Source organism: Streptomyces marincola, from assembly GCF_020410765.1.
In the GTDB taxonomy this organism is placed as follows: Bacteria; Actinomycetota; Actinomycetes; order Streptomycetales; family Streptomycetaceae; genus Streptomyces; species Streptomyces marincola.
On record NZ_CP084541.1, the window covers coordinates 2,448,527 to 2,465,250 of the forward strand.

Annotated in this window: 18 protein-coding genes; 3 read left to right on the top strand and 15 right to left on the bottom strand. The window is 71.7% G+C overall.

The window, feature by feature from the left end; translation table 11 throughout:
- Positions 1 to 251 precede the first annotated feature (251 nt).
- The gene (gene cutA / locus LC193_RS10285) at positions 252 to 593 is read left to right on the top strand and encodes a divalent-cation tolerance protein CutA (RefSeq protein WP_226073525.1); all 342 of its coding nucleotides are present in this window, start codon (positions 252 to 254) and stop codon (positions 591 to 593) included.
- A 129-nt stretch (positions 594 to 722) separates the two neighbouring features.
- Here cutA and LC193_RS10290 read toward each other — a convergent pair whose 3' ends face one another.
- The 15 genes from LC193_RS10290 to clpS form a co-directional block, all read right to left on the bottom strand.
- Entirely contained in the window at positions 723 to 2,816 is a 2,094-nt protein-coding gene (locus LC193_RS10290) for a beta-galactosidase (RefSeq protein ID WP_226073526.1), read from the bottom strand.
- A 99-nt stretch (positions 2,817 to 2,915) separates the two neighbouring features.
- Positions 2,916 to 3,824 (bottom strand): carbohydrate ABC transporter permease, encoded by a 909-nt coding sequence (locus LC193_RS10295; protein ID WP_226073528.1) that lies wholly within the window; start codon positions 3,822 to 3,824, stop codon positions 2,916 to 2,918.
- Positions 3,821 to 4,717, bottom strand: coding sequence for a carbohydrate ABC transporter permease (locus LC193_RS10300; protein WP_226073529.1), 897 nt, complete (start codon positions 4,715 to 4,717; stop codon positions 3,821 to 3,823). Before LC193_RS10300 ends, LC193_RS10295 begins: the two co-directional genes overlap by 4 nt.
- Before the next feature lie 11 nt (positions 4,718 to 4,728).
- Positions 4,729 to 6,108, bottom strand: coding sequence for an extracellular solute-binding protein (locus LC193_RS10305; RefSeq protein WP_226073530.1), 1,380 nt, complete (start codon positions 6,106 to 6,108; stop codon positions 4,729 to 4,731).
- Between the two features lie 554 nt (positions 6,109 to 6,662).
- Entirely contained in the window at positions 6,663 to 7,037 is a 375-nt protein-coding gene (locus LC193_RS10310; protein ID WP_159029875.1) for a hypothetical protein, read from the bottom strand.
- A 41-nt stretch (positions 7,038 to 7,078) separates the two neighbouring features.
- Positions 7,079 to 7,807 carry a ribonuclease PH gene (gene rph, locus LC193_RS10315; protein WP_086160303.1) on the bottom strand — a complete coding sequence of 243 codons (729 nt, stop codon included), beginning with the start codon at positions 7,805 to 7,807 and terminating at the stop codon, positions 7,079 to 7,081.
- Positions 7,808 to 7,876: 69 nt separating this feature from the next.
- On the bottom strand, positions 7,877 to 8,632 hold the full coding sequence (locus LC193_RS10320) for an MBL fold metallo-hydrolase (RefSeq protein ID WP_226073531.1): 756 nt from the start codon (positions 8,630 to 8,632) through the stop codon (positions 7,877 to 7,879).
- A 159-nt stretch (positions 8,633 to 8,791) separates the two neighbouring features.
- On the bottom strand, positions 8,792 to 9,988 hold the full coding sequence (gene rodA, locus LC193_RS10325; RefSeq protein WP_226073532.1) for a rod shape-determining protein RodA: 1,197 nt from the start codon (positions 9,986 to 9,988) through the stop codon (positions 8,792 to 8,794).
- Positions 9,989 to 10,084: 96 nt separating this feature from the next.
- Complete coding sequence (locus LC193_RS10330) at positions 10,085 to 11,035, bottom strand: PLP-dependent cysteine synthase family protein (protein ID WP_226073533.1); 951 nt, start codon at positions 11,033 to 11,035, stop codon at positions 10,085 to 10,087.
- Positions 11,035 to 11,313, bottom strand: coding sequence for a MoaD/ThiS family protein (locus LC193_RS10335; RefSeq protein WP_226073534.1), 279 nt, complete (start codon positions 11,311 to 11,313; stop codon positions 11,035 to 11,037). The genes LC193_RS10330 and LC193_RS10335 overlap by 1 nt, the downstream gene beginning before the upstream one ends.
- Positions 11,314 to 11,377: 64 nt before the next feature.
- The gene (locus LC193_RS29080; RefSeq protein ID WP_318842141.1) at positions 11,378 to 11,494 is read right to left on the bottom strand and encodes a putative leader peptide; all 117 of its coding nucleotides are present in this window, start codon (positions 11,492 to 11,494) and stop codon (positions 11,378 to 11,380) included.
- Positions 11,495 to 11,608: 114 nt separating this feature from the next.
- Positions 11,609 to 12,025: a Mov34/MPN/PAD-1 family protein gene (locus tag LC193_RS10340; RefSeq protein ID WP_226073536.1), complete on the bottom strand. Its 417-nt coding sequence runs from the start codon at positions 12,023 to 12,025 to the stop codon at positions 11,609 to 11,611.
- Positions 12,026 to 12,055: 30 nt separating this feature from the next.
- Positions 12,056 to 13,642 (bottom strand): alanine/glycine:cation symporter family protein, encoded by a 1,587-nt coding sequence (locus tag LC193_RS10345; RefSeq protein WP_226073537.1) that lies wholly within the window; start codon positions 13,640 to 13,642, stop codon positions 12,056 to 12,058.
- Between the two features lie 58 nt (positions 13,643 to 13,700).
- Positions 13,701 to 14,285: a DUF2017 domain-containing protein gene (locus tag LC193_RS10350; protein ID WP_226078541.1), complete on the bottom strand. Its 585-nt coding sequence runs from the start codon at positions 14,283 to 14,285 to the stop codon at positions 13,701 to 13,703.
- Positions 14,285 to 14,596 (bottom strand): ATP-dependent Clp protease adapter ClpS, encoded by a 312-nt coding sequence (clpS, locus tag LC193_RS10355; RefSeq protein ID WP_226073538.1) that lies wholly within the window; start codon positions 14,594 to 14,596, stop codon positions 14,285 to 14,287. The genes LC193_RS10350 and clpS overlap by 1 nt, the downstream gene beginning before the upstream one ends.
- A 127-nt stretch (positions 14,597 to 14,723) precedes the next feature.
- On the opposite strand from clpS, the gene LC193_RS10360 reads away from it, so the two are divergent.
- A complete protein-coding gene (locus tag LC193_RS10360; protein ID WP_226078542.1) occupies positions 14,724 to 16,076 on the top strand; it encodes a nicotinate phosphoribosyltransferase in 1,353 nt (450 codons plus the stop codon).
- A 52-nt stretch (positions 16,077 to 16,128) separates the two neighbouring features.
- On the top strand, positions 16,129 to 16,719 hold the full coding sequence (locus LC193_RS10365; RefSeq protein ID WP_226073539.1) for an isochorismatase family protein: 591 nt from the start codon (positions 16,129 to 16,131) through the stop codon (positions 16,717 to 16,719).
- Positions 16,720 to 16,724: the final 5 nt, after the last annotated feature.

The window sequence follows — 16,724 nt, forward strand, 5'->3', positions numbered from 1 at the left end:
GATAACAATCGATGAGTCGCGAGAAGTCGGATACCTGAGGACTTCCTCATCATGGGCCTGCCTCCGGTGGTCAAGAAAGAGTTTGATGGAGACCGAAACAGCCGTGAAGGCTCCACGGCTGTTCGGCGAGAACCCGGACGTCCCCGGGGCGCGAAGGACCCCGACCCCGCCCGCTCCTCACACGGCAGAAGGCCACTGCCGGTGATCGGCGCCGGCCGCCGCCGCGGTGTCGGCCTCAGTAGCCTCGTGGCATGACCGACTGCGTGCAGGTGTCCACCGCGACCGAGAGCCGCGAGGCGGCGGAGCGTCTGGCGCGGGGGGCGGTGGCGGCCCGGCTGGCCGCCGGGGCTCAGATCCTCGGCCCGGTGACCTCCGTCTTCTGGCACCTGGGCCGGTTCGGCACCGGCGAGGAGTGGCAACTCGTCCTGCGGACCACGGCCGACCGGTATCCGGCGCTTGAGGCGTACCTGTTGGAGCACCACCCGTGGAACAACCCGGAAGTCGCAGCCATCCCGATCAGCGCCGGTTCCGCCGGATACCTCGACCGGGTGCGCGGAGCGGCACCTCCCGATGAGCACGAGAGCGGCAACTGACGTCACGCTCCTGCCTGGCCGAGGACGACGGCCACCTCCGGCACCGCGCGATGCGGTCGAAGTCGCCTCACGGAGCGGCCCGCCGGTGCCCCGCCCGACCGGGCAACTTGCGGCCGGGCGGGGCGGGCCTCACGGGAGTTCCGCCAGGACGCGGACGTCCCAGGGGCCGAGGGTCAGGGCGGTGCCGGCGGCCAGTTCGTCGTCCGTGAGCACGTCGCGGGCGGCGGCGGGCAGTTCGAACGTGCTGGGCAGCCAGGTCCAGTTGTGCAGGAACCGCAGCCGCGTGCCGTCGGCGGCGGTGGCGCCGGTGACGGTCTGGCTGTCGGCGGTGGCGCGCCAGCGGTCCCCGGTCGCCGGGGCGCACCAGCGCAGCACGGCCGCGGCGAGGCCGGGGCTCGGGACCGTTCCGACGTAGGTGACGCGTCCCTCGCCGTGGGCGTGGGTGGTGACGGCGGGCCAGCGGCCGAAGTGCGGGTGCTCGTAGGCGGCCAGGACCTCAGCGCCGGCCGGGCGCAGACCGTCGGCCCAGCGGGTGGCGACCGCGTCGCCCGGCAGGGCGAGCGGGGAGCCCTCGGGGGCGACGACGCCGAGCGGGCGCCTGAGCGTGGAGAACTCGTCGTAGGACACGCCGGCCGCCTCGGTGAGGAACGCGGGCTTGACCTCGCGGCGCGCCCGCACCTCCTCGTCGCCGTACCCGGTACGGATGCCGAGCAGCAGGTGGCCGCCGGCCGCGGCGTACGCGGCGAGCCAGCGCAGCTGGTCGTCGCCCGCGACGAGCAGCCCGGCGGCGATCAGCAGCGGGTGGCGCGCGGCGAAGGCCGCCGGGTCCTCGGCGAAGATCTGCGAGGGGTGCAGGACGCGGCTTTGGAGACCGGCGTCAAACGCGCCCCGGTAGAACGCGTCGAAGACCGCGCGGTAGGAGCGGCGGTCAGGATCGCCTCGCTCGTCGTGCAGCATCGGGTGCCCCTCAAGGGCCCACTTGGTGTCGGCCGACCAGACCATCGCGACGTCCGCGTCGGGGGTCAGGCCCGCGACCAGCTCTCCGGCGCGTTCGAACTCGGCGCCGAGTGCGGCGACTTGCTCGTAGACGCGGCCGGGTTCCAGGCTGTGCGGCAGCACGCCGCCCCAGTAGGTCTCGGCGCCGAAGTGCAGCGTGTGCCAGTGCCAGTACTCGATCATGGCGGCGCCGCGCGAGACCAGGGCCCACGCCGCCTGGCGCCACTGGCCGTCGTAGGCGGGTTCGTTGACCCAGGGGCCGCCGATGGCCTGGGCGTTGGTCTCGGTGACGAGGAACGGTTCCTGCCGCGACGCGTACATGCGGTCGGCGGTGGCGTACAGCGACCACGTGCCGCTGGTGGTCCAGCCCTGTTCGTCCTGGCCGGTGTCGGGCAGGGCGAGGCCGTCCTGCATGCGGTAGTACGGGTTGCCCGCGGTGATGTCGAGGCGGCGGGTGAGGTCGTCGTCCTTGATGCCCGGCCGCTCGTAGGAGATGCAGGTGGTGACGAACTGGTCGTCGCGCGCGTACTCGCGCACGATGTCGGCCTGCCAGCCGATGAAGTCGGTGGTCAGGCCCGCCTGGAAACGGCGCCAGGCCAGGTCGTACTGCGGCTGCCCGTTGGCGTCCGGGGTCCACAGGTCGGCCCACGTGGACAGCCGGTGGGACCAGTAGGTGAGGCCCCAGCGCTCGTTGATCTCCTCGACCGAGCCGTAGGTGCGGCGCAGGTGGTCGACGAAGCGCTGGAAGACGCCGCGGTTGTGGAAGAGTTCGTTGCCCGGCTCGTTGTCGACCTGGTAGCCGATGACGGCCGGGTGGTCGGCGTAGCGGGCGACGACGCGGCGGATGACGCGTTCGGCGTGGAAGAGGAACGCGGGGTGGGTGTAGTCGATCTCCTGTCGGACGCCCCAGCCCATGGGCTGCCCGGTGCGGCGCTCGGCGTTGATCTCGGGGTGGATGCGGGCCAGCCACGGCGGCACCGCGTAGGTGGGGGTGCCGAGGATGACGTGGATGCCGCGCCGGTGGGCGCCGTCGAGTACGGGTTGCAGCCAGTCGAGGTCGAAGACGCCGTCGTCCGGCTCCCACGTGGACCAGACGGATTCGCCGACGCGAATGACGCTGAAACGCGCCTCGGCCATGAGGTCGAGGTCTTCCTCCAGCCGCGGAACGGGCTGGTATTCGTGGTAATAGGCGGCACCGAAGAGAACCCGGCCGGGAAGCCTGTGCATGACGTGCGCTCTTTTCTTTCTTCCGTTGGTGCGGGTGTGCGGGTCGGGCTCAGGCCGGTCGTCGGGAACGCGGGCCCGCGGGGTGCGGGCCGGCGTTCCTCAGCCCTTGACGGCGCCGGCCGAAAGCCCTTCGAGCAACTGCTTGCGCAGCAGCAGGAACACGAGGATGGTCGGCACGGAGGCGAGGACCGCGCCCGGCAGCACGAGGTCGAACGAGCGGTTCTCTGCGCGGAAGAGGATGTTGAGGCCGAGCGGCAGGGTGTAGCTGTCGGTGTCCGAGATGAGGACGAGCGGCCACAGGAAGCTGTTGTAGCTCTGGAGGAACTGCCAGACGGCCAGGGCCCCGAGCGGGGGCCGCAGCAGCGGCAGGACCACACGCAGGAAGATGCCGAACTCGGAGGCCCCGTCGATGCGCGCGGCTTCGAGTATCTCGTCGGGTATCGACTGGATGATGTACTGCTGCATCATGAAAATGCCGAACGCCGGGGCGACCCACGGCACGATGAGCGCGAACCACGGGTTCGAGAGGCCGGATTTCACCACGAGCACGAAAAGCGGCACGAGGATCACGGCGAACGGCACGGAGAGCGAGCTGAACATCACCGAGAACAGCACCCGTTTCCCCGCGAACCGGTACTTGGCGAACGCGAACCCGGCGAGCGCGCACACGAACACGGCGACCGCGGTGGCGAGCAGCGCCGTGGTCACGCTGATGGCGAACCAGCGCCAGAACGGCTGGCCGGACAGCAGGTTGCCGAAGTTCTCCAGGGTGGCCGGGCTGGGGATGAGGTTCGGCGGGTACTCGAAGATGTCGCCGCGCGGCTTGAACGAGCCGCTGACCGCCCACACCATGGGCGCGACGAACACCAGCAGCAGCACGGACAGGGTGAGGTAGAGCGCGACGCGCCCGGAGCGGCTGCCGCGCCGCCTGGGGCGGTTGCCCTTCCGGTCGGGCGCGGGGCGCGCCGCGGGTGCCGCGGCGGGCGGGGCCGGGGTCGCGGCGCTCATGACGTCCTCCCTATGGAGAGCAGGCGGTTCAGGAGCTGGCTGATCGCGAAGACGACGACGAACAGCACGACTCCCGCGGCGGCGGCGTAGCCGAACTGCTGGCGGTCGAAGGCCGCGCGGTAGACGAACATGGCGACGGTGAGCGTTTCCTCGCCGGGTCCGCCGCCGGTGATGAGGAACGGTTCGTCGAAGAGCTGGGAGGCGCCGATGAACGAGGTGACGACGACGAACGCGGTGACCGGCCTGATGCCGGGCAGGGTGACCGCGGTGAACGTCCGCCAGGGGCCCGCGCCGTCGATCTCGGCGGCCTCGTAGCGCTCCCTGGGAACGGCCTGGAGCGCGGCGAGGAAGAAGATGGTGAGGTAGCCGACCCAGCGCCACAGCAGGACGAAGCCGACGGAGACCTTGGCGAGGGTCGGGTCGCCGAGCCAGTCGGTGGTGCCGGTGCCGAACAGGGCGCGCAGCACGGAGTTGACCAGGCCGTAGTCGCGGTCGAGCAGCAGGCTGTAGACGAGGGCGATGACGATGGGCGACAGCACCATCGGGATGAAGAAGGTGACGCGGAACAGGTCGCGGGCGCGCAGGCCGCGGGTGTTGAGGGCCTGCGCGATGAGCAGCGCGGCCGGCACCACGACGAGGAGGCTGATCAGCACGAAGATCAGCGAGTTGCCGAGTGCCTTGTGGAAGCTGGTGTCCCGCGCGAGGTTCGCGAAGTTGTCGAGACCGACGAACTCGGGTGTGCCAAGGCCCACCCACTCGGTCATCGACAGGTACACGCCCGCCGCGATGGGGACGATCATGAACAGGCCGTAGAGGACGTAGAACGGGGCGATGAAGGCGTACGGCGCGAGCTGCCTGCGCCTGCCCTCCCGCCCGGCCGGTGGTGGGGTCATCGGGCTGCCCTTCACGAGCGGGACGACCGGGTCTGGCCGTGGAAGTCGTCGGTCGCGCGGCGCAGCGCCTCGCGCGGGGACAGGTCGCCGCGGTAGGCGCGCAGCAGGTAGCCGCTGAGCACCGTGTCGAGCACCGGTTTGTCGGGGCTGAGGTGGAAGACGGGCGCCTCGTCGATGACCCCCCGGTAGACCTCGAACATCCGCTGGCCGCCGCAGTATTCGTCCTCGGTGCGCAGCAGTTCCCCGCTGTCGTAGACGGAACGCCTGGTGGGCAGGTAGCCGAGGTCGAGGAAGCGGCGCACCTGTTCCGACGGGGTGAGGTAGCCGGCCGTGATCAGGTCGACGGCCGCGAGCGTGTTCTCCTTGTCCCGCAGGGCGGCGAAGCCGGTGCCCCCGGTGAACGAGGTGCGCGAGCCGCCGTCGCGGAACGCGGGCAGGGGGCGGATGCGCCATTCCCCCGACTGCTCGGGCACGTTGGGCACCAGGCCGTAGATCTTGTACCAGGTGGCCATCCACAGGCCGATGACGTGCCCGGACTTGAGGGCGGCCTGCATGGACGGGCCCATCGGGTCGGCGACGGTGGCGATCCAGCCCTCCTGCACGCCGCGGGCCATGAACGTCAGCACGGCCTCGCCCTCCGCGGAGTCGATGGCCAGCTCGCCCCGCTCGTCGAAGAGCGTGCCGCCGCGCTGCATCAGCAGCATGTCGAAACTCTGGACGACCTGGCCGAGTTCGCTGCCGACGGTCACCTGGCCGACGCAGACGTCGTGCCGCCGGTGCGCCTGGGCGCCGGCCTCGGCCAGCTCCTCCCAGGAGCCGAGGTCGGTGGGCAGCCCGATCCGCCCCCACTCGGGTTCGCGGTAGTAGTAGACGACCAGGGGGGCGTCGGAGTCGAGCGCGTAGAGGGTGCCGTCCTTGCTGAACGGCGCGGTGCGCACGGTCAGCAGGTCGTCGCGGACATCGGCGACGGCGTCGTCGAGCGGCTGGAGCAGTTCGGCCGCCAGCTCGCCGCGCAGGAGCCGGGGGAACGCGCCGATCTCAAGGCCGGCCACGTCCGGGGTGCCGCGGCCCGCGATGGCCTGGGCGATGGTCTTGGTGACGACGTCGGAGGCGCCCGCGCGGGTGGGGCTGAGGCGCCAGCGGAACGGGGAGGCGCCGGCCGCCGCGGCGTTCTCGGCGGCGGTGCGGAAGTACTCGACGTAGGCGTCGTCGTGGGTCCAGAAGGACAGGTCGACGGTCCCCGAGGTGACGGGTTCCGCCTCTGCGGTGCCGCCGCAGCCGGTGAGCGCGCCGCCGAGCAGGCCGGCCGCGCCGAGGCCGCCGCCGAGGCGGAGCAGCCGGCGGCGGGTGAGATCGGGGGGCTGGGGCGGGGCAGGAGAAGGAAGGGTCATCGTCGTCCCTCGTTCGGTTGCGTCCTGGCTGCCGGGAGCGCGGCGCTGGCGCGCCGCCCCGGTAAGTCGGGGAGGCGCCGCCCCGGGCGCCCCGCGGCGCGAGCGGCGCTCCGGGCGGCGCAGCCCGTGGCGTTCCCGGGCCAGGGGCGTGCGGGCCGCAGGTTCGCGCCCCGCGCGGCGCCGGGCGCCGGCGGCCGTTCTCCTGCAAACGGGAACGCGGGCGCGGGCGCGAACGCGGGGGCGGAGGCAGCCGGCCGGGCACCGGCGCGGACGGCGCGCGGCCCGGGGGCGGGCGCGCGCGGGCGCGCGGCCCGGGGCACGGTGCGCGACCCCGCGCGCGCGGCGCCGCGGAACGGGCGCGCGGCACGGCGGAACGGGCGGTTCTCCTTCGACACCCGGTCCGTCACCACCAGCTCCCTTGCCGGAACGGCCGGCTGAGGGCACGATCAGCCGGAGTGCGGACACGCTAAGGACGCGTTTGTCGCACCGTCAAGGGTGTGGTTCGAAATTCTGTGGGGCGTTCGCGATATCGAACGCCCCGTGCGGACCGGCGCCTACGCGCAGACGTCCGTCAGCGCGTCCACGGCGTCACCGAGCGGGGACAGGTCGATCGACGTCCCGTCCTCGACGCCCGCGCGGACGCTGTCCACCGCCTCCTCGACGGAGTCCGTGGCCTCCTGGACGTCGACGTCGTCCACGGTGTCGCGCAGCTCCTGGATGTCGTTGCCCACCGCGTCCACGGCGTCCACGAGCACGTCCGGGTTCTCCCCCTGGGCCGCCTGCTCCAGCTCGTCCACGCTCTGCGAGACCTCAAGCGCGAGCCGCGCGCAGTCCACGGCGCGCTGCACGTCGCACGCGCCGAGCGTCATCGCCGCGGCCACGGCGAGCGCCGCCGACACTGCCCCCGATACGACCGGCCTTCCCGGCATCGGCGTCTCCCTCCCCTGGTTTTGCCTCCACTTTACCCGGCTCACCCGGTGGCGAGGGCGGCCCGCTGGGCGCCGTCGAGCTGGGCGCAGCCGGCCGCCGCGAGGTCGAGCAGCGCGTCGAGTTCCCCGCGGTCGAACGGCTGGCCCTCCGCCGTGCCCTGCACCTCGACGAACCGGCCGTCGCCCGTGCACACCACGTTCATGTCGGTCTCGGCCCGCACGTCCTCCTCGTAAGCGAGGTCGAGCAGGGGCGTGCCCGCCACGATGCCGACGCTCACCGCGGAGACGGTGCCCGTCAGCGGCTGGGCCTTCGCCTTGACCAGCTTCTGCCGCTGGCCCCACGCGATCGCGTCGGCCAGCGCCACGTACGCGCCGGTGATGGCGGCGGTCCGCGTGCCGCCGTCGGCCTGGAGCACGTCGCAGTCGAGCACGACCGTGTTCTCGCCCAGCGCCTTGAAGTCGACGACGGCGCGCAGCGAACGGCCGATGAGCCGCGAGATCTCGTGCGTCCTGCCGCCGATCCGGCCGCGCACGGACTCGCGGTCGCCCCGCGTGTTCGTCGCGCGCGGCAGCATCGCGTACTCGCCGGTCACCCAGCCCTCGCCGCCGCCGCGCCGCCAGCGCGGCACGCCCTCGGTGAAGCTCGCGGTGCACAGCACCCGGGTGTCTCCGAAGGACACAAGCACCGATCCTTCTGCGTGCTTGCTCCAGCCGCGTTCGATCGTGACGGGGCGGAGCTGGTCGGCCGAGCGGCCGTCGATACGGGACATGTGGGCGAGCCTAACCCGGAGCCGGAACGCCGCCCTCCGCCAGCCCGGCGCCGCCCGCGGCCCGCGGCGTCAGATCTCGTAGACCGCGCCCGGCCTCGCCAGCTCCACCGGGCCGTCGAAAACGGCCTTGGCGTCGGACAGGTTCGTCTGGGCGTCCGTCCACGGCGGGATGTGGGTGAGCACCAGGCGCTCGGCGCCCGCCTCCCGCGCGCACTCCCCCGCCTCCCGGCCGGTGAGGTGCACCTCGGGGGCGTCCTCCTTGCCGTCGGTGAACGACGCCTCGCACAGGAAGAGATCGGCGTTCGCGGCGAGGGAGGCCAGCTCGGCGCAGCGCCCGGTGTCGCCCGAATAGACGAACGCCCTGCCCTCGTGCTCGACGCGGAACCCGTAGGTCTCCACCGGGTGCGTGACGCGTTGCGCGACCACGCTCAGCGGACCGAGTTCGAACCGGGAACCCGGGGCCAGCGTGCGGAAGTCGAAGACCTCGCTCATCGAGGTGTCCGTGGGCGTGTCGGCGTACGCGGTGGTCAGCCGGCGCTCGGTGCCCTCGGGCCCGTAGACGGGCACGGGGTCGCACCTGCCGCCCTCGTGGCGGTAGTACCTGGCCACGAAGTACCCGCACATGTCGATGCAGTGGTCCGGGTGCAGGTGGCTGAGCGCGATGGCGTCGATGTCGTACAGCCCGCAGTACTTCTGTAGCTCGCCGAGGGCGCCATTGCCCATATCAAGGAGCAGCCGGTAGCCCTCGGCCTCGATGAGGTAGCTGGAGCAGGCCGAGTCCGCGGACGGGAAGGACCCCGAGCAGCCGACGACGGTGAGCTTCATGGAAGGGGGAACCTCCGTAGTGGGGTTCGAACGACTGTAAGTCGCCACGGGCCCGGCTGCTCCCGGTGCGGGCCGGGGTGTGGGCGGAATCACCAGCGCGGCGGACGGGCACGCCACGGCGCCGAACGGGCGGTCAGATGCCCCCTCAAGCCCGTTCGATCACATTCTGCTACGAGATCTGACACGAATGGCAAGCAAGAGACCGATAGCGATCCAAATGGCGAACATGGACGATCCCCCGTAGGACAGGAACGGCAACGGCAGACCCGTGACGGGCATGATGCCCAGGGCCATGCCCATGTTCTGGAAGCTCTGGAACGCGATCCACGTCACGATGCCGACGGCCACGATCGTGCCGTACATGTCGGGGGCGTGGGCGGCGATCCGGCAGCCGCGCCACAGCACCACGCCGATCAGCAGGACGACCGTCCCGGCGCCGAGGAACCCCAGCTCCTCGCCCACGACCGTGAAGATGAAGTCGGTGTGCTGCTCGGGCACGAACTGCCCGGTCGTCTGGCTGCCGTGGAAAAGGCCCTGCCCCGTCAGCCCGCCGGAACCGATCGCGATCCTGGCCTGGTTGGTGTTGTAGCCGACCCCGGCCGGGTCGAGCGCGGGGTTGGCGAACGCCGCGAACCGGTCGATCTGGTACTCGTCGAGCAGCCCGAGCCGCCACACCGCCAGCGCGCCCGCCACGCCGAGGCCGAGCAGCCCGAGGACCCAGCGCCGCCCCGCGCCGGAGGCGAGCAGCACGCCGAGCGCGATGGCCGCCACCACCATCGTCTGGCCCACGTCGGGCGAGAGCATGATCAACGCCGCGGGCAGCGCGGCGATCAGCAGCGCCTGGAGCACGGCCCTGGTGTCGGGGCGCAGCCTGCCGTCACTCTCCAGCGGGGCGGCGAGCAGGGTGGCCATCGCCAGCACGACGCCGACCTTGACCAGCTCGGAGGGCTGGAAGGCGAAGCCGCCGCCGAGCTGGATCCAGCTGCGCGAGCCGTTGACCGTGGAGCCGAGCGGGCTCAGCACCAGCAGGGACAGCAGCACCGAGAGCACGTAGAGCGCGGGCACGGCGGTGCGCAGCCTGATGTGGCCGAGCCAGACGGTCAGGGCGGCGAGCCCGGCCCCGACGCAGACGTTGAAGAAGTGGCGGACCAGGAAGAACTCCGGCTCCCCGCTGTTGAGGTCCATCCGGCCCCTGGTGGCCGAGTACACCAGCAGGGTGCCGAGCAGGGAGAGGGTCACGGCGGAGACGAGCAGCGGCCAGTCGAGCCGTCTGGCCAGGGAGTCCCGGGCGGTGATCCTGGTCCAGACCGTCCTCTCCACACCGCCGGAAGAACGGGAGTAGCTGCGCACGGTCACACGAGCAGACTCTACGTGCAGGCACCGACACTCCGTGTGACGCGCGCCCGGGCGGGCCGCCGGGCCGGACTGGGTCCGGCCCGGCGCCCTGCGGCCTCAGGCCCAGAGCTGGCCCTGGAGGCGGGCGACGGCCTCCTCGGTCGACTCGGCCGTGTAGATGCCGGTGGACAGGTACTTCCAGCCGCCGTCCGCGACCACGAACACGATGTCGGCCGGCTCCCCCGCCTTGACCGCCCTGCGGCCGACGCCGACGGCCGCGTGCAGCGCCGCGCCGGTGGAGACACCGGCGAATATGCCCTCCTGCGAGAGGAGTTCGCGCGTGCGGGCCACGGCGTCAGCGGAGCCGACGGAGAACCGCGAGGTGAGCACGGACTCGTCGTACAGCTCGGGAACGAAGCCCTCGTCGAGGTTGCGCAGGCCGTAGACGAGGTCGTCGTAGCGCGGCTCGGCCGCGACGATCTGGATGCCGGGCCGCTGTTCGCGCAGGTAGCGGCCGACGCCCATGAGGGTGCCCGTGGTGCCGAGGCCGGCCACGAAGTGCGTGATCGACGGCAGGTCGGCGAGGATCTCGGGACCGGTGCCGGCGTAGTGCGCGCCGGCGTTGCCAGGGTTGCCGTACTGGTAGAGCATCACCCAGTCCGGGTGCTCGGCGGCCAGTTCCTTGGCGACCCTGACCGCCGTGTTCGAACCGCCGGCGGCGGGCGAGGAGATGATCTCCGCGCCCCACATCGCCAGCAGCTCGCGCCGTTCCGACGAGGTGTTCTCCGGCATCACGCACACGATGCGGTAGCCCTTGAGCCGGGCCGCCATGGCCAGCGAGATGCCGGTGTTGCCCGAGGTCGGCTCCAGGATGGTGCAGCCGGGCGTGAGCCGGCCCTCCTTCTCGGCCTGCTCGATCATGAACAGCGCGGGGCGGTCCTTGATCGAACCGGTCGGGTTCCGGTCCTCAAGCTTCGCCCAGATCCGTACGGAGTCGCTGGGCGAGAGCCGCGGCAGCCGGACCAGCGGGGTGTTGCCGACCGCCGCGAGCGGGGAGTCGAAGCGCATCAGCGCATGCCCCCGGCGACGGCGGGCAGGATGGTGACCCGGTCGCCGTCGGTCAGTTTGGTCTCGATGCCGCTCAGGAAACGGACGTCCTCGTCGTTCAGATAGACGTTGACGAAGCGGCGCAGGGCCTCGCCCTCCACCAGCCGGTCCTTGATGCCGGGGTGGTTGGCCTCCAGATCGGTGAACAGCTCGGCGATGGTGTCGCCGCTGCCCTCCACGGCCTTCCGGCCGTCGGTGTAGGTGCGGAGGATGGTCGGGATGCTGACCTCGATGGCCATGGATGACCTCCTGGTTGAGGCGGGCGGGTGCGGAACGGAACGGCGGCGACGGATCGGCGGGGGATCAACGAGGCGCGGTACACAGGCAGCCGGCGAGGCGGCACAGGTCGACGTGCAGCCGCGCGACGAGCAGCGGGGCACCACTGATCACTCGTTCGCCGCTCACGTCCTGGACAACCATGCGTGCATCGTATCGATTCCCGACCGCCGACCCGAGCCCTTGTCCCACCATCCGGACAACCGTCTCGAAGCGCGAGAGATGCGGCGTTCCGCGCCCGCCACCGCCCCCCGGAGGTCAGACGAAGCGGACCTCTTCCTCGGTCACCGTGCCGTCCACGATGCGGAACGAGCGGAACGACACCGGCCCCTCGTCGTTGCCGCACTCGGCCGTGGAGACCAGGACGTAGTGCGCCAGCGGCTCGTTGGCGTAGCTGATGTCCGTGCGCGAGGGGTACGCCTCGGTCGCGGTGTGCGAGTGGTAGATGACGACGGGGTCCTCGTCGCGCTCGTCCAGCTCCCGGTACAGGCGGAGCAGGTCGCCCGAGTCGAATTCGTAGAACGTGGGCGAGCGCGCGGCGTTCAGCATGGGGATGAACCGCTCGGGCCGGTCGCTGCCGGCCGGCCCGGCGATCACCCCGCACGCCTCGTCGGGGTGATCGGTCCGGGCGTGCGCGACGATCCGGTCGCGCAGCTCATACGAGATGGTCAGCATGCCGCCAGCGTAGAACGCCGCGCCCCGGCCTCACTTCGCCAGGGTGGCACCTTCCCCGGAGCCGTTCTCGCCCGCCGCCCTGGCCTCGTCGGCCTCGATCTGCGCGTCGCTCTCCCCCGCGTCGCGGCGGCGCACGTAGACGAGGACCTTGGTCAGCTCGCGCTTGACGACGGGGGCCAGCAGGTAGAGGCCGATGATGTTGCACACGGCCGCGGCGAAGAGGAAGGCGTCGGCCAGGTCGACCAGCGTGCCGACCGAGAGCAGCGCGCCCGCGACGATCAACAGGCAGAAGACGACGCGGTAGATGTTCACCGACACGGGCCGGTCGCCGAAGAGGTGGGACCACGCCTTCTGCCCGTAGTAGCCCCACGTGATGACCGTGGAGAAGGCGAACAGGAAGACGGCCACGGTCAGCACGCCGGGGAACCAGGGCATGGCCGTCTCGAAGGCGTCCGAGGTGATCGAGATGCCGACGGTCGTGCCGCTGACCTCGCCGCCCTCGGCCGCGGCATCCCGGGCCGCGATGTACTCGGGGCCCGCGGCCACCACGATGGTCAGGGCGGTCATCGCGCAGACGATCACCGTGTCGAGGAACGGCTCGATCAGGGCGACCAGGCCCTCGGTCGCCGGGCGCTTGGTCTTGACTGCCGAGTGGGCGATGGGGGCGGAGCCGACGCCCGCCTCGTTGGAGAACGCCGCGCGCTGGAAGCCGATGATCAGGGCGCCGATGAGGCCGCCCGTGACGCCCTCGGGGTTGAACGCCTCGGTGACGATGGTGCCGATCGCGTCGGGCACGTCACCGACGTTGAAGAGGATGACCACCAGGCAGGCGGTGAGGTACAGGATCGCCATGGCCGGGACCAGGCGGCTGGTGACCTCGCCGATCGCGCGGATGCCGCCGATCAGCACCGCGGCGACCAGGGCCGCGACCACGACGCCGAACAGCAGGGCGCCGCCCGAGCCGCCGAAGAAGCCGGTGTAGTCCTCGGTCGAGGTGGCGAGCTGCTCAAGGCTCTGGTTGACCTGGAAGAGGTTGCCGCCGAACAGGGCGAAGAACAGGATCATCACCGCGGAGAGCAGCGAGAGCACCTTGCCGAGCCCCGGCAGCCCGCGCTCGGCGAGCCCCTTGCGCAGGTAGTGCATCGGGCCGCCGGACACGCGGCCGTTCTCGTCGATCTCGCGGTACTTCACGCCCAGTGTGCACTCGACGAACTTGGTGGCCATGCCGAGCAGGCCGCACATGATCATCCAGAACGCGGCCCCTGGACCGCCGATGGACACGGCTATCGCGACACCCGCGATGTTGCCGAGGCCGACCGTGCCCGAGACCGCCGAGGTGAGGGCCTGGAAGTGCGTGACCTCGCCCGGGGCGTCCGGCTGGTCGTACTTGCCGCGCACAAGGCGCAGGGATATGCCCAGGTAGCGGAACTGGGGAGCGCCGAAGTAGGCGGTCAGCACCACGCCGGCCACCACGAGCCAGCCGACGATCAGCGGGAACGCGCTGCCGAAGAGGTCGATCTCGTAGAACACCGCGTCATACAGGACATCTCTGATCGGCTGGAATACATCGTTGACCGCCTCGTCAACGTCGTCGGTCCAGGATTCTCCGCTTGCCATGACGCGACCTCGGGCAGTGAGCAGTGGCAGGAATGAGCGGTATTCCTATCACATGAGATCACGGAAGTAGAGTCTCCACCAGTGATTCCTGGAGGCCACCGAGCCAGAAGTACGCCATGACCATCGGCTTGTTCGGGTCATCGTCGGGCAATTCGAACAACTTCTCCGCGCCCTGTTCGTCGGTGATATCGAGACGGGACGCGATGGCGAGCCGCAGGTCGTTCAGGGCGCCGAGCCACTGCTTCGACTCCTCCGCCTTCAGCGTCAGGACCGCGCCGCCCGCCTCCGCCTCCTGGGCCGCGGCGTCGAGGCCGCGGACCATGGCGAGCAGGTCGTCCCGCTTGCGGGTGCGCAGGTCACCCTCGGTGAACCTGCGGAATTCCGCGGCCAGCCGCCTGGTCTCGTCGTCCTGCGGACGCCCCGGCTCGCCGTACGCGTCGGGGAAGAGCCGCGCGAGCGCCGGGTCCTCGGGCGGCCGTTCCGGCCCCTCGGCGAACAGGGCGTCCAGCGGGTCCTCGCTCTCCCCCGCGCCCGGCCCGATCAGTTCGAGCAGCTGCGTGGCCAGGCTGCGCAGGATGGAGATCTCGACCTCGTCGAGCGCGATCGCCGCGCCGCCCGCGGCGGGCTCGAAGTAGCCGGCCATCAGCGGTCCTGCTGAAGCGTCGCCCACAAACCGTATCCGTGCATGGCCTGCACGTCGCGCTCCATTTCTTCACGGCTCCCTTGCGAAACGGTCGCACGGCCCTTGTGGTGGACGTCCAGCATGAGCTTCTTGGCCTTGTCCTTCGAATATCCGAAATAGGACTGGAACACGTAGGTCACGTAACTCATGAGGTTGACGGGATCGTTGTGCACGATCGTCACCCACGGCACGTCGGGCACCGGCTCCCGCGCCGGGACCCGCTCCGCCTCCGTGCGCTCGATCTCCAGGGGGATGGCACTCACGCCTCCCATGCTGCCACCAACCCGCCCCACGGGCCCAAACGGGATCCTCGCGGGGCCTCGGACCCGGCGACGCGCGGCCCGCGACCCCATATCGTCAGATTGACGAGATCGGGGGTAGGGTGGGGCCATGGATGTCATGAACGACACGCCCACGGCGTTGCCCGTGGCGGTGCCCTCGACCGCGCTCTTCACCGACCAGTACGAGCTGACCATGGTCCAGGCCGCGCTGCGGGCGGGCACCGCGCACCGGCGGTCGGTCTTCGAGGTCTTCACCCGCCGGCTCCCCGAGGGGCGCAGGTACGGCGTGGTGGCGGGCACCGGGCGCGTGCTCGACGCCGTGGAGAACTTCCGCTTCGAGCCCGCCCTGCTCGACTGGCTGCGCGAACGGAAGGTCGTGGACGAGGCGACCGTCGACTGGCTGGCCGACTACCGGTTCCGCGGCGACATCGACGGCTACCCCGAGGGCGAGGTCTACTTCCCCGGCTCGCCGATCATGACCGTGCGGGGCACGTTCGCCGAGTGCGTCGTGCTGGAGACGGTGATCCTGTCGATCCTCAACCACGACTCGGCGGTGGCCGCCGCGGCCTCCCGGATGGCCGTCGCGGCCGGCGACCGCCCGCTGATCGAGATGGGCGCGCGGCGCACCCACGAGCTGGCCGCCGTGGCGGCGGCGCGCGCCGCGTACGTCGGCGGGTTCTCCTCGACCTCCGACCTGGCCGCGGGCTTCCGCTACGGCATCCCGACCGTGGGCACCAGCGCGCACGCCTTCACGCTCCTGCACGACTCCGAGCGCGAGGCGTTCACCGCGCAGGTGGAGTCGCTCGGCTCCGGCACCACGCTCCTGGTCGACACCTACGACGTGACGGAGGCGGTGCGCACCGCGGTCGAGGTGGCGGGCCCCGGGCTCGGCGCGGTGCGGATCGACTCGGGCGACCTGCTCGTCGTGGCGCACCGGGTGCGCAGGCAGCTGGACGAACTCGGTGCCACCGGCACGAGGATCGTCGTGACCAGCGACCTCGACGAGTACGCCATCGCCTCCCTGGCCGCGGCGCCGGTCGACGCCTACGGCGTCGGGACCCGCCTGGTCACCGGCAGCGGTCACCCGACGTGCTCGATGGTCTACAAGCTCGTCGCCCGGGCGGGCGAGGAGCACGGCGGCGGCGAGGAAGAGGGCGCGCCGCTGGTCCCGGTGGCCAAGAAGTCCCTGGGCGGCAAGCTGTCGATCGGCGGGCGGAAGTGGGCCGCCCGGCCGCTGGACGCCCACGGGGCCGCCGAGGCCGAGGTCGTCGGCACCGGGCCCCTGCCGCCGGAGCTGGCCGACCGGCAGGTCCCCGTCGAGCTGATGCGGGCGGGCCGCGCCGTCGCCAGGGAGTCGCTGGACGCGGCCAGGGACCGCCACCGGCGCGTCCGCGAGGCGCTGCCGCTCTCCGCCAGCCAGCTCTCGCGCGGCGAGCCGGTGCTCCCGACGCGTTACGCGGGGACCGCCTGATGACTACGCTGCTCAACGGCCGCTCAACGCTCTCGCGGGAAGGACGCACCGCATGCACCGCGCACTGATCGTCGTCGACGTGCAGAACGACTTCTGCGAGGGCGGGTCACTCGCCGTCGCCGGCGGGGCCGGTGTCGCCGCCGCCATCACCGACCTGATCGGCGCGGCCACCGCCGGCTACCGGCACGTGGTGGCCACGCGCGACCACCACATCGCGCCGGGCGACCACTTCTCCGCGCACCCGGACTTCACGCACTCGTGGCCGCCGCACTGCGTGGCCGGGACCGAGGGCGCCGCCTTCCACCCGAACTTCGCGCCCGCCGTCGCCTCGGGAGCGGTCGAGGCCTGCTTCGACAAGGGCGCGCACGCCGCCGCGTACAGCGGCTTCGAGGGCAGCGACGAGAACGGCACCGGGCTGGCCGACTGGCTGCGCGCGCACGACGTCGCGGCGGTCGACGTCGTCGGCATCGCCACCGACCACTGCGTGCGGGCCACCGCGCTCGACGCCGCGCGGGAGGGGTTCGAGACCCGGGTCCTGCTCGGGCTGACGGCCGGGGTCGCCCGGCCCACGGTCGACGCGGCGCTGCGCGAGATGGCGGCCGGCGGCGTCGAGCTGAGCGGGCAGCCCGTGGTGGCCGGCTGAACGGC

Bases quoted from the DNA above. Each gene is read 5' to 3' on its own strand.
- cutA (WP_226073525.1), top strand. From the start codon at position 252: ATGACCGACTGCGTGCAGGTGTCCACCGCGACCGAGAGCCGCGAGGCG.
- LC193_RS10290 (WP_226073526.1), bottom strand. From the start codon at position 2,816: ATGCACAGGCTTCCCGGCCGGGTTCTCTTCGGTGCCGCCTATTACCAC.
- LC193_RS10295 (WP_226073528.1), bottom strand. From the start codon at position 3,824: ATGAGCGCCGCGACCCCGGCCCCGCCCGCCGCGGCACCCGCGGCGCGC.
- LC193_RS10300 (WP_226073529.1), bottom strand. From the start codon at position 4,717: ATGACCCCACCACCGGCCGGGCGGGAGGGCAGGCGCAGGCAGCTCGCG.
- LC193_RS10305 (WP_226073530.1), bottom strand. From the start codon at position 6,108: ATGACCCTTCCTTCTCCTGCCCCGCCCCAGCCCCCCGATCTCACCCGC.
- LC193_RS10310 (WP_159029875.1), bottom strand. From the start codon at position 7,037: ATGCCGGGAAGGCCGGTCGTATCGGGGGCAGTGTCGGCGGCGCTCGCC.
- rph (WP_086160303.1), bottom strand. From the start codon at position 7,807: ATGTCCCGTATCGACGGCCGCTCGGCCGACCAGCTCCGCCCCGTCACG.
- LC193_RS10320 (WP_226073531.1), bottom strand. From the start codon at position 8,632: ATGAAGCTCACCGTCGTCGGCTGCTCGGGGTCCTTCCCGTCCGCGGAC.
- LC193_RS10330 (WP_226073533.1), bottom strand. From the start codon at position 11,035: ATGCGCTTCGACTCCCCGCTCGCGGCGGTCGGCAACACCCCGCTGGTC.
- LC193_RS10335 (WP_226073534.1), bottom strand. From the start codon at position 11,313: ATGGCCATCGAGGTCAGCATCCCGACCATCCTCCGCACCTACACCGAC.
- LC193_RS29080 (WP_318842141.1), bottom strand. From the start codon at position 11,494: ATGGTTGTCCAGGACGTGAGCGGCGAACGAGTGATCAGTGGTGCCCCG.
- LC193_RS10340 (WP_226073536.1), bottom strand. From the start codon at position 12,025: ATGCTGACCATCTCGTATGAGCTGCGCGACCGGATCGTCGCGCACGCC.
- LC193_RS10345 (WP_226073537.1), bottom strand. From the start codon at position 13,642: ATGGCAAGCGGAGAATCCTGGACCGACGACGTTGACGAGGCGGTCAAC.
- LC193_RS10350 (WP_226078541.1), bottom strand. From the start codon at position 14,285: ATGGCCGGCTACTTCGAGCCCGCCGCGGGCGGCGCGGCGATCGCGCTC.
- clpS (WP_226073538.1), bottom strand. From the start codon at position 14,596: ATGGGAGGCGTGAGTGCCATCCCCCTGGAGATCGAGCGCACGGAGGCG.
- LC193_RS10360 (WP_226078542.1), top strand. From the start codon at position 14,724: ATGAACGACACGCCCACGGCGTTGCCCGTGGCGGTGCCCTCGACCGCG.
- LC193_RS10365 (WP_226073539.1), top strand. From the start codon at position 16,129: ATGCACCGCGCACTGATCGTCGTCGACGTGCAGAACGACTTCTGCGAG.